The sequence below is a fragment of the Natrialba sp. PRR66 genome (assembly GCF_034808065.1).
In the GTDB taxonomy this organism is placed as follows: Archaea; Halobacteriota; Halobacteria; order Halobacteriales; family Natrialbaceae; genus Natrialba; species Natrialba aegyptia.
Genome location: NZ_JAXHGN010000001.1, coordinates 1,031,619 through 1,043,796, shown reverse-complemented (window position 1 = coordinate 1,043,796; position 12,178 = coordinate 1,031,619). Strand labels below are relative to the sequence as shown.

The 12,178-nt window shown below is 61.1% G+C and carries 8 protein-coding genes; 4 read left to right on the top strand and 4 right to left on the bottom strand.

Translation table 11 applies throughout. The features are described from left to right. Window positions 1-458 precede the first annotated feature (458 nt). Both SM755_RS04930 and SM755_RS04925 read right to left on the bottom strand, forming a co-directional pair. Window positions 459-1,535, bottom strand: a complete 1,077-nt coding sequence (locus SM755_RS04930; RefSeq protein WP_323171684.1) for a glycosyltransferase family 2 protein — start codon at window positions 1,533-1,535, stop codon at window positions 459-461. A gap of 25 nt (window positions 1,536-1,560) precedes the next feature. Continuing rightward, window positions 1,561-2,850 (bottom strand): hypothetical protein, encoded by a 1,290-nt coding sequence (locus tag SM755_RS04925; RefSeq protein WP_323171683.1) that lies wholly within the window; start codon window positions 2,848-2,850, stop codon window positions 1,561-1,563. 162 nt (window positions 2,851-3,012) lie between these two features. On the opposite strand from SM755_RS04925, the gene SM755_RS04920 reads away from it, so the two are divergent. From SM755_RS04920 to SM755_RS04910, 3 genes are all read left to right on the top strand, one after another. Beyond that, entirely contained in the window at window positions 3,013-4,101 is a 1,089-nt protein-coding gene (locus SM755_RS04920; protein ID WP_323171682.1) for a glycosyltransferase family A protein, read from the top strand. Window positions 4,102-4,191: 90 nt separating this feature from the next. Further along, window positions 4,192-5,367: a sugar-transfer associated ATP-grasp domain-containing protein gene (locus SM755_RS04915; RefSeq protein ID WP_323171681.1), complete on the top strand. Its 1,176-nt coding sequence runs from the start codon at window positions 4,192-4,194 to the stop codon at window positions 5,365-5,367. A gap of 233 nt (window positions 5,368-5,600) precedes the next feature. Next, complete coding sequence (locus SM755_RS04910; protein ID WP_323171680.1) at window positions 5,601-6,980, top strand: succinylglutamate desuccinylase/aspartoacylase family protein; 1,380 nt, start codon at window positions 5,601-5,603, stop codon at window positions 6,978-6,980. Between the two features lie 209 nt (window positions 6,981-7,189). Here SM755_RS04910 and SM755_RS04905 read toward each other — a convergent pair whose 3' ends face one another. Next, window positions 7,190-8,524: a polysaccharide deacetylase family protein gene (locus SM755_RS04905; RefSeq protein WP_323171679.1), complete on the bottom strand. Its 1,335-nt coding sequence runs from the start codon at window positions 8,522-8,524 to the stop codon at window positions 7,190-7,192. A gap of 244 nt (window positions 8,525-8,768) precedes the next feature. Here SM755_RS04905 and SM755_RS04900 point away from each other — a divergent pair, with 244 nt between their 5' ends. After that, complete coding sequence (locus SM755_RS04900; protein WP_323171678.1) at window positions 8,769-10,475, top strand: asparagine synthase-related protein; 1,707 nt, start codon at window positions 8,769-8,771, stop codon at window positions 10,473-10,475. A 969-nt stretch (window positions 10,476-11,444) separates the two neighbouring features. On the opposite strand, the gene SM755_RS04895 is transcribed toward SM755_RS04900, so the two are convergent. After that, the gene (locus SM755_RS04895) at window positions 11,445-12,050 is read right to left on the bottom strand and encodes a hypothetical protein (protein ID WP_323171677.1); all 606 of its coding nucleotides are present in this window, start codon (window positions 12,048-12,050) and stop codon (window positions 11,445-11,447) included. Window positions 12,051-12,178: the final 128 nt, after the last annotated feature.

Here is a 12,178-nt window from a genome sequence, read left to right as displayed (position 1 = left end):
ACTGAACTCGTTTCCGAGGAGTGCGGTGAACAAGCGAGTACACGAGCGCGCGTCAGGTGCCTCGCGCGCACCCGCATGGGTTACAATCTCATAATCACAATTATACTCTTCACTACTCGATCGGCACCGCTCACCCGCCACGAGACGTGGCACGCGAGAACGGTCGCAGGCGAGTTCACGAAATCGCTTCGCCGGTGACGGGAGAGACGAGGATATTCGATGTCCGCTTGGGTGGTCACCGGGTCGGGTTGGCTTCTCAGGCCGTACAACGCGGCGGCTAATTGTGCGGTCCGTGTCCGATGGAGCGACGAGTGTGACAGTGACACCAGAGCGGAGAGCGGAGTGCGGAGTGAGCAGTAAGGAAGAGCCGCCGCTGAGATCGAGATTTGGGCTGAGTGAACTCGTGCGGGAGCGAAGCGTTCGGGGATGGATCCGTGACCGGAGGAAGTAAGCGAGCGCTAGTACACTTGCGTCTCGAGGTGCTCGCTCTGGGCCATATCGAACACCATCGCGAAGAGCAAGAGCGCGATGCCGAAGACGAAGACCAGGAAACTCGCCATGCCCTGGAGGAACGGAAGCGTCAACTGCGAGAGAGCGATGAACAGCGTCCAGAGTCCACCGCCCACCCCGACTGCGGTGGTTCCCGCACCGAGTAGGTAAAAGAGTGCGAGCGGGTGGAAATCGAGGGCGAGGTATTTCGTCTTGAGCCGCCAGAAGAAGTTCGTGAGGAGCATCGTCGAGACTTTCGGAATGTACTCCGAGTAGGTGATGCTCGACTCCTCGTCGCCGTAGACGGCGGGCATCGACACGTCTGCCACGGCCACGTTGTTGACGTTTAGCTTCACCAGCAGGTCGTTGCAGTAGCCGTAGTATTCGTAAAGTGCTTCGAGTTCAATCGCTTCTAGAGCCTCTTGGGAGATGGCCGTGTACCCGTTCTGGGGGTCCATCGTCTTCCAGTAGCCGGAGGCGACCTTGGTGAGGAAGGTAAGCATGGTGTTGCCGATGAACCGAAAGCGGGGCATGGCGTCCCGATATTCGGAGACGAGGAGCCGATTCCCCTTGGTGTAGTCGGCGGTGCCATCGACGATCGGATCGAGCAGCCGCGACATCTGGGAGAGGTCCATCTGGCCGTCCGCGTCGACGGTGACGGTCGCGTCGACGCCGTCCGCACGAGCGGCGAGGTAGCCGGTTTTGATCGCGCCGCCCGCACCGCGGTTTTCACGGTGCTGGATCGGGACGACGCGGCCGATCGGATCGTGGACGATGGCTCGGTTCGACAGGGCAGAGGTGCCGCCATCGGGTGCGAGTTCAGCTCGGTGGGTCGCGGCTGCACGGTTCGAGTCGGTCTCGGCTGTGCGTTCGTTTCGATCTGCCCGAGCTGCGTCGTGGATTTCCTCCCAGGTGCCATCGGTCGACTGGTCGTCGATGAGGTACAATCGGTCGACGTACGCCGGCATCTCGCGGATCACGTCGCCGACGAATCCTTCTTCGTTGTAGGCGGGGATCACGACGCCGACGCTGGAGTCTCGGTACATCTAGGTAGTGCCTCCTGTGACTGTGTTAGGCATCGGAGAGTTCGGATGCGGTGACGACATCGACATCCGCGGCATCGATGTACTCGAGGAGGTCCGCGAACGCGGTTTCGGCCATGCCGTCGGGACCGATTTCTTCGAAGTGCAAGACTGCGAGTTGCCCGTACGCTTCGGCGTGATCGACGTACGTTCTCGTCGTCGCACCCGCCTCCCCGGAGAAGAACCCGAGGTTGTACGGGTCCGAAATCGGCAGTGCGTTCGGAGACCCACCGTACCGGAGCGCTCGGTCGTGATACTCCTGAACGAGTTCACGCGTCGTCGAGCCGAGAACGTTTCGTGGGGTGATGAAGGTCCCCGCGCCGTCTTCGAAGCCGCGGGTCTCGAGCCAGCCGGCCGTCTGCTCGATTATTCGTTCCTGCTCGTCGGCGGAGAAGTCAGTGATGTTCTGGGAGCCTGTTCGCGGACGGGCGGCGAGATCCCAGCCGGCCTCGGCTAGCTCGTCGAGTTCACTGAGCGAGAGTCGGCCGTTGCTGTCGTTGCCGACGGCTTCGGGGATCACGGCTTCGACGCCGGTGAAGTCGTACGTCGAGAGGTGCTCGAGTGCCACATCGTAGTGGCTCTGGAGCGTTCCGTTGAACAGGAGCATGACCTTGCCCGTGTCGGGGCGAGGGGCGGTGCGAAGGTCGTCGATCGAGCACTCGATCGGGCCGGAGTCGCTGCCGCGTCGGCGGGCCGAGAGGCGGATCTCGCGGACGGACGAGAGGTCGGGGTTGCCGTCGACGTCCGTCGTGCCGAAGTCGACGCGGGTCCAGCTGTCGTTTGGCCCGATGAGGGTGCGCCGGAGCCGGTGAACGATGTTCGAGTTCGGCGCGAAGAGTTCGAGCGTCAGCGTGAGTTGGTCCTGTTCGGCGAATTTGACCGCCAGCGAGAGGTTCGAGTCGCTCAGGTCCGTTCCGCCCGAGATGGTCCGGTAGATGCCGGCGTATTCGGTCCCCTCGGGTGCGGTGAGGCGGGCGGACTGGGAGCCGCTGTAGGGGTCTTCCTCGTCGGCTTCGAAATCGCCCTCGTCGAGCAACGTGACCCAGTCGTCGAGGGTATCGAAGGAGTTGATGGTTTCACCCGGCAGGTCGGCGGGATCGGCGTAGTGGAACGTCGTCCCGTCGCCGGAGTCGTCCGCGTCGCCGTTTGAGTCGGCGTCGGAATCGTCGTCACCGTTCCCGCCACCCCACTCTTCGATACTCGAGAGGCAGCCGGCGACGCCGAGTGTGCCGACCGCCGCGGTCGCCGCCACGAACGATCGTCGATTACTGTTCGTCATTGACTCTATCGAGAACTGGTTGGGTCTTTCTTATACACCTCTTAGCGCCCACAGCGACCCGGATCGTTGCCGGGGACCCAACCTGTGGGTGGGCAAGGAATCCACCGGTAGCGGTGCTTATGCGCTCGATAATAATGGCCTGGGGCCGGATAGCATCCCGAAATGGTACACGAACAGTCAGAGCCGCGCGTCAGCGTCGTGATTCCGACGTACAACAGAGCCGAGACCCTGCCGACGGCGATCGATAGCGCGCTCGAGCAGACGGTCGAGGAAATCGAAGTCATCGTCGTCGACGACGGCTCGACGGACGACACGCCAGCGGTGCTCGCGAGCTACGACGACCCGCGAGTGCAGCCGGTCGTCCACGCGGACAATCAGGGGGCAAACGTCGCCCGGAATACCGGTATCGACCACGCCCGCGGCGAGTACATCGCATTCCTCGATTCCGACGATGAGTGGCGTCCCGAGAAACTCGACCGCCAGCTCGAGACGCTCGAAACGCGCTCGGAAGAGTGGGTCGCCGCCTACTGTGACACCGCGCTGGAACTTCCCGAGACGAGCGACAAACTCCGCGGTCTCGCCGCCGCCGTCCTCTCCCGGTCGGACGCAGAGCCGACCCGGGAGGGCGGCGAGGAACTGATCGGCGAAATCCTGGCGGATAACGTCCAGCCGGGGGCCGGCTCGACCCTCCTCGTCGAAACCGAGGTTGCCCGCGATATCGGCGGCTTCGACGAAGAACTCGACCGATTCCAGGATCCGGAGTTCTGTCTGCGCATCCTCAAGGAAGGAAAACTCGCCTACGTCGACGACGAACTCGTCGTTCGCGAGGAAACGGGCCATCCGCCGGCGGCCGTCATCAAAGCCGCCGATCAGCAGTACCTCTCGCGGTACGAAGACGAGGTCGACCGCTTCGAGGATGACGGATACGACATTCGTGCGCGTCACAACCTCCTCCTCGCAAAGCGATACCTCGCCGAGGGCCGATTCCTGCGCGGCGCGTGGCATCTCCGATCCGCAACCCCATCTCGACGTCGCTATCCGGGGCTGTGCTGGGCTGCTGGAACCGGCGTTCGACGGCGCCCGAAGACAGTCGTCGCGACCGCGTTCCTCTTTGCGCTGCTCACTGTCGGCCTCGTCACCGCTGCCTCTCGAATCCCGCTGTGTAGTGCGACCGCAAACAGTCCCGATGTCGACGAGTTCTCGACGGACGCCGGTTCGACGCTCGCCGACTCGGAGTCGGCAGACGAGTAACCAACGTTCCATCTGGACCAACTGAACTCGCGGCCGTGAAACGATCTTTTCCGCTCGGTAACTAATACCGTCGCGCTCCCAGCGGAAGTCATGAACGTCCGAACGCTGTATCATACGGCTCGAGGGCTGCAGGGACTCGCGGGGACCGAGTACGATAGCGACGTTTCCCCACCGCTTCGGCGTCGGCTGTGGCTCTGGCGGCGCGGCTTCCTGAGTCGCTCCGATGCGATCTACGATCTGGACGAGGAGTCAGCGCAGGACTACGTCAACGACTATCAGCGGTTCGTTCGAACGAAGCGCATTAACGGCACCTGGTCGGTTGCGCTGTCGAACAAACTCCTGTTTCATCGGGTGATGCAGCCCTTTGACGAGCAGCGAATGACCGTCTACGGAATGGTCACTGGCGGTTCGTTCCACTCGGTCGATACGATGGCCGAGCAGTCGGAACTAACCGACGGTGGAAGCGTCGTCGCCGAGTCCACGGGTGATGGAGGCGTGACGGGGAAGGGTGACGCGGGCGACGAGTTCAGTCGAGCAGGAGACCGGACGCATAACGCCGCTCAACGGGTCGTCGAACGCCTCGAAACCGAGGGCGAACTGGTGCTCAAGTGGGTCCACGGCGGCGGCGGGAACAACGTCTTGCTGTGTTCCCGGTCCTCGGACGGCTACCGGGTGAACGGCGAGCACCACACGGAGACGGAGTTCCGCTCGCTCGTCGCGAACCTGGACGAGTACCTCGTCTGTGAGTACGTCGAGCAGGGGGATTTCCCGGCCGAGCTGTATCCGGAGACGCCGAACACGCTCCGGTTCATCACGATGTACGACGAGGCCGATCACGAGCCGTTTATCGCGGCAGTGATCCATCGAATCGGCACCAGTGACTCGGAGCCGCTCGACAACTTCACGCAGGGCGGGCTCTCCGCAGCCATCGATCCCGAGACGGGTGAACTCGGGGCCGGTGCGCGGCCGCCGGCACACGGCGGTGCGCGCGTGTCGTGGCACGAAACCCATCCGGACACCGGGACGCAGATCGAGGGCAGGCAGGTTCCCGGCTGGCAGCAGATCCGCGATTCGGTGCTCGAAATGGCGTCGACGGCCTCGTTCCTCCCGTACATCGGCTGGGACGTGATCGTCACCGACGACGACGGATCGTTCTCGGTTATCGAAGCCAACAGCTATCCGGGGCTCAAGTCGATCCAGGTCCACGGCCCGCTGCTGGCCGACGACCGGGTGCGGCGGTTCTACGAACAACACGACGTGTGCTAACAGGGTACATTACATGTCCGGAGATATGTCGACGAATAACAACTTACTAGCCGGGCGCAGTATAGGCGCACTCACCCCGATTACACCGACCAGACCGGACAGTTGTGGACTTAGAACTGTTCGGCGGATTTCGATACTCTACTCGATCCAACCATTTCGCGAGCGGAACATAGTCGCACAATCGTCTTAGATGCGCTATAGTGAACACTCCCCCTTCAAAAGGGGGGAGTGGTATGCAGCGGGATTCGATATCACGACGAACAGTATTGTCCCTTTCTGGACTGGCAGTCACAGGCGCAGGTATTGCGACCGGTACGCAAGTACGGACGCAGGCCCAGGACCAATCCGACCCGGGATCGACTGACGAGGCTGACCTCTCTCGTTCTTCGTTTACGATTCTGGAGGGAACGGACAGCGAAACGACCGTCAACGTCACGGAGGCTCCAACCGACGGTCCAACGGTTTTCGTCATCGGTGGCATCCACGGCAACGAGACCGCCGGCTACATCGCCGCCGAAGAGATTACCGAGTGGACGATCGACGCCGGGACGCTGGTCACGCTCCCCCGAGCGAACCCCGTCGCCATCGAACGCACGACTCGCGTCGACGACGAGGGCGTCGACCTCAACCGACAGTTCCCCGAGGGAAGCGACCCCAGAACTGAACTCGCCACCGCGATCTGGGATGTCCTCTCCGAGTTCGATCCCGACATCGTGATCGATCTGCACGAATCGCGCGGGATCTACGCGGGCGACCCCGTCGACGGCGTCGGACAGGCGATCTTTCACTCTCGCCGGGACGATGTCGCCCAACTGGCAGCGGACACTGCCAACGCGGTCAACGACATCTATATCGACGATTCGAACCGCGCGTTCCAGACCGGGTACTACTCCGCCCCCGGCAACGATCCGAGCGGGCTCCTCGTCCACAAGGCGTCCCGCGAGCTGAACGCCGATACCTTCCTCGTCGAAACCGTCTCGACCCAGAACGAACTCGAAACGCGAGTTACCTGGCACTCGGCGATCGTCGAACACCTGGCCACCGACGCGCTGTTCCCGGCGGATGAACCCGACAACGGCCACGAGCCAGACGAACCACTCGACGAAGAGGAAGAACCGGACGACCCGCCGGCGAACGAGAACGATCCGGACGAGACCGAACCCGACGATGGTGACGATAGGAGTGGTGAGAACGGCGGTGACGGCGAGAACGACGACAACAGTAGTGACGGCGACAACGGCGACGGCGACAACGGCGAAAACAGCGAAAACGGTGCGGGTTCCGGCGACAACGACGGCAGTGACGACAGCGACAGCGACATCCCAGCGGATCACACCGCCCCGACCGCAACAATTCGCACCGAGCCAGCGAACGCTGCCGACCGAACCTTCGCTCCCGACGAAACCATCACCCTCGATGCCACCTGTTCCTCTGCTCCCGACGGTGAACTCGTCAGCTACGAGTGGAGCATCCAGAACGACGGCACCTACGACGAATCCGGTCAAACGGTCGACGTCACGGTCAGTGCCACCGGCGAACACCGCGTCCTCTTGCGCGTCACCGACGACGCCGGCGCACACGATACGACCGAACTGACGCTCACCGTCAACTAATACTGTTAGACAGCACTGTTTGAAGACCGGTCGCTCGAACTCGGCTGCCTTCAACGGCGACAGCCGGACCGTCGCGACCGACTTCTCACTGAGCACCGAGCGACGACGACAGCAGTCGTACTGATCGACGTGCTGCCCGATAGCACTCGAGAAACAGCCCGTCTCTCGGTTCGAGTTGCGTTCAGTACCGCTCGCGACCCGCGATCCACTCAAAACGGGTCCGTTCGTAGCTTCCACAGGTCATCGAAGTTGATAACCTCGACATCCGCAGTATCGACGTACTCGAGGAACGTCTCGTAATCGCCCTCGGGCATCGTATTGTTCGCGTCGAACTCGTGGAAGTTCAGGATCGTACACTGGTTGTGCGCCTCGGCGAGGTCGACACACCGTTTCGCCGTGCTGAGGTCGTGTCCGATCGTCCGCGGCAACGCCATCGGATCGAACCCGTAGACGGTCGTCGTGTTGACGTTCCCCGACTGATTGAACCCGCCGCAGTAGTGGTAGTCCGTGAGGTACTCGAGACTCGTCTTGTCGTAACTGTTGTTCGGATAGACGATATAATCCGCACCCTCGAACTCGTTCTCGATAAACCAGTTTTTGTCGCTCCGGATACGGTTCTCGAGTTCAGTCTCGTCGTCGTACTCGTGCAGTGACGTGTGCGTTCCGTGGACGACGATTTGATCGCCCGCTGCCTGTCGATCCTCGAGTTCCGAAACGGACATGATGCCGTTGCGCCCTTCCACTACCCACCGCGGGACGACCGCCTGGACCGCCGTGAAGCCGAACTCGTCGTGCAGCGGCGCGGCAGTGTCGTAGAAGTCGCGCGTGCCATCGTCCCAGTTCAGCATGACGTAGCCCGTCTCTGGTTTCTGGTGGGTCCGAAGGTCGTCGACCCAGATCTCGGCCTCGTCCATGGAGTGGAGAACCCGAATTTCGAGCCGGTCGGCACTGTCCAGCGTCGGCGCGACATCGCTCTCTTCGAAGACGCCGGGGCTTGCGCGGAACCAGCCGACATCGGGAGTGCGATACGTGATCTCGCGAAGCGAGTAGACCCGGGCGCTTCCGTAGGAGTCGACGACGCGCAGGTTAACTGTGATGTTCTGGGGCGTCGTGGTCCGAACAGCAAAGGAGTAGTCGTTGCCGGTCAGATCCGTTTCCGAGATATCGCGTTGTGCGACGATAGTCTGGCCGTTCTCGCTCGTCAGACGGAGGCTTTGAGAGCCGTCGAAAGAAATGTCTTGGTCGGCCTTACCCGATCCGCGCGTGATCTCCCAGGCGTCGATATCCTCGAAGTCGTCGAGGGAGTCGCCCGGCTGGCCGTACTCAGTACGGCTATTGTACTCGGTTTCGAGGGGCGGAACGCCGTCGGCGAGTGCGGCGACATCCGACGCCCCGTTCTCGGCGGACTCGTTTCCTGACGATCCGTCGTCGACCGGTCCGCCGCGCAGTGACTTGAGCCGGTCGGTACAACCCGCCAATCCGGCGACCGCAGCAACGCCCGATCCGGCAAGGAATCGGCGTCGCGTCGCGCGTCCATCTGTCATGGTGCTCAACCGTACCGATAGTGACGGCATTATTATGGCTCTGATAGGCACCTGCGCGGTGTTCGTGCGGCTCGACTAAACCCCTCTATTTCGACCGTCTTGGGCCTTAGCAACGGCATAGTTAATGGGAACTCGATCCCAGATCAGAGGAGAGACAGACCCGCGGGGACGGCCGGACCGTTCCGGCATCTCCGCGACGAAACGCCGTCTACTCCCACCACAGCGGAGAGTACTAACATTAACGATGAACAAGGAACTGTTTGGTGTATTCGGTGGTAGCGAGACGTTCGAGCGGTTTCGATCGCGCGACGAGTTCGACGAGGTGCTCTCGGGACCGTCGCTTACAGTTGCGATCAGAGATCCCGGCCTCGACTATCCGGGCTGGAGCGCAACGTCTGCGGACGAAACCGGCTGCTGTGTGATCTGGGGCGAGGCCTACGTTCCCGGTGACGAGCAAAACGCCGCACGCTGGCTGCTCGACCAGTACGACGCGAACGGCCTCGATGCACTGGACACGCTCAACGGTTCGTACCTGGCCGTCCTCGATATCGACGGTGAAACGCCGTTCGTCGCAACGGATCTCGTGCGCTCACGGGAGTGTTTCTACACCGACGACCCCGGTCCGCTCGTCTTCGGCACCGACGCCGCCGAAGTCGGACGGACGATTCCGGACCCCTCACTCGACCGGAACGGTATCCTCGAGTTCCTCCATATGGGCCTCGCGCTCGGAGAGAAGACGTGGATAGACGAACTCTCGCGGCTTCCGATCGATAGCCGGCTGACACCGCACGGCGTCGACTCACTTTCCCGGTTCGTCTACCGACCGGCCGACCCCGACGCCTTCGACTACGTAGACGAACTCGCATCCCGACTCGAACGGGCGCTGCGGCGGCGCTCGTCGAATCCCGGGCCGAAGGGGCTCTTGCTCTCTGCGGGGTACGATTCGCGCATCGTGCTCTCACAGGTCGACGACATCGACCACTGTTACACCGTCGGCTCGCCGGATGCACAGGAGGTGCAGGGTGCAAAACGGGTTGCGAACCAGTACGGTGCAACACACACCGCGTTTCAACCGGACGAACGCTATCTGCTCGCCGACGAGTCCAAGGTCCAGTACTCACAGGGGATCAAAGAGTCGCTTCATATTCATCACGCCGGCTATACCGACGAACTCGCGGACGAAGTCGAGACGATGTACCACGGCCTGCTCTGTGATACGTTCTTCCGCGGGCACTTTACCGCACAAGACGGGGTCGACGTACTCGGGACATGGGTACCGTTTCAGCGACTCGATCCCGATCCCGATCCGGTTGCGGTCTTCCTCGACAAGTACGGGTACAGCCGCGAGCAGAGCATCGAACTGACCGAGCGGACGGGGATCGACAACGATCCGGAACAGTTCGTCGAGGAGGCGATCGCCGCCGAATTCGCCGCCAATCGCTCGCGCGCAGATTGCATTCAAAACGCCCTGACCTGCTGTGGCATCGCCAACCAGCCGTCGGTTCCGTTCCACAACCACCTTGCCGACCAGTTCTTTGCCCCGTTTCTGGCAACCGATCGTGAACTACTCGAGTGGCACCTCCGAACGCCCCCGCGCCTCCGGACGACCGAGACCTTCTTACAGGCTTGCAAACAGCTCGATGACGATATCCTTCGCCACCGGCCGCCGGATCGTCCACACGACGGCATGCTGCTAAACGAAGTTGAGGGGTTCGTCAGGCGCAAGACGCCGCTTCTGACCTCGTTCGAGCCCCCGTGGCCCGACCGGCGAACGCTCTTCGAGAAACACGGGTTCAATGACCGACTGCTCGGCGAGTACGAGAACATCCACCCGATAGCACCCAGACACAAACTCCGCGTGGCCGACCTGCAAACGTGGCTCGACTCCTGGGATGCAGTTGCTAGTGACACAATCCCATGGTTGCAATCACCACCACGGATTATGTCCTAGTACAGCACCCGAACGACCTGTTTCTTGACATCGGGAACGAATCCTAACGATTCCTCAAACAGCCGCTAACAATCATTTAGATCGTTTACCAGATTTGAATCGTGAGAATACTTATATACCACGAAGGTTTAGGCTGGAATATGCGTCTGACGCCGTCTTGGTTGTGCTCTTCGTCAGCCCACACGGTCGAAGAGCAATCAGTAGATGGCGATTCACCGGGGGCCTCACTGCACACTATCGCCGGCGTGGCTGGTTCCAGTCCACGTCCCAGGACCAATACTGCCACCGCTAGGACCTCCGCAAGCCCGAGTACAAGTACAAGCACAAGTTCAGGCTCAGGTTCAGGGTCAAGTCCACCGACAGACCGTGACACGGACACTGACACCAACGGCAACCACACTGCCGACTCCACTCCTGCTGCGGTTCCCGACTCCGATGAAGAACTCCTCGCGCTCCTTGCAGACATGCGAACCCCAGTTACTGTCGATGAACTCGTCGACCGACTGGTACATAATGCTGACCAGCAGGAGACAGCACATGCGTCCGCGGTACAGTCGACACGCACTCGAACGCCGTCAAATCCATCAGCGGTACAGCAATCACAGTCGACATTAACATTCTCGTCGACCCCGCCGACCCCGCCGTCTTCCGTCCCGATCGAAACGTGGGCGACTATTCACGAACACCTGCATCAGAAGCGCCTTCCTGCGCTCAACGAGGCTGGTTCGATCACGTTCGATCCGGAACGTGGTCTTGTGGAACTTCCCGAGACGACTGCAGACGAACAGTCATTTTCGCCGCCGCTCCTTGGTCCGGTTCTGGTCGGACTCCTGTTTCTATTTGTTGCACTCGCATCGGCATCAGTACTGACGGCAGTAACGCTTACAGTGGCTGCAACGACGTTTGCAGTGTGGATGTTCCCGGTTTACGGGCTAGTATAAGGAGTGTCGTTGATCGGGGTCGTCCGGGTCAATTGATGAACCGACTGGCAGTGACCAGTGTGAACAGCAGCAAGATCAGCGCGCTCAGCCCGATTCCTGAAACGATCGAGAGAACTGGGAGTTCGAGGACAGCACCCAGCAGCGCGACGTAACAGACGGCGGTCGCACCGATGTAGTAGTCGTCGCTGACGGAGATCGTCGTCTCGTCGCTTTCAGTTGACTCGTCCGTCTGCTCGTCGACCTGCAGGTACTGATCGACTTCGTCCGCGAGCGGCTTGCGTTCGACGATCCCACGGTTTTGCTGATAGTCGATGACGCCGGCTTCGTCCAGTTTCGAGAGGTGGGACTGATACAGTGGGATGTAGACGCGCTGGCGCTCTGTCGAAGTGAGCTCTGCAACCGTCGTATCGTGTTCCCACGCAGCTACCTGCTCTGCAACGTCACGCATGCGGACGGCTTCGTCAGTACCGCGGAGGTACCGCAGAACCAGCCGACGGCGTTCATTTTGCAGCAGGTGAAATATTTCGTCTTCGGTGAACGACTCCGCGTCTGAAACGTCGGCTGCATCATCAACTGCGTCGTCTGCAGTTTCGTGCCCGTTCTGTTCTTCCGAGCTGATATGTGTTGCTGTCATCGAACCAGTCTTCCCTAATCAGGTGTGGGTAATAAAGTGTAGAAACCGAACATTCCAATTGAATCGGTTTCACGATATTTCATCGACCGGAATTCGATTTTGTGCCATTTCATAACCCCAGCAATACG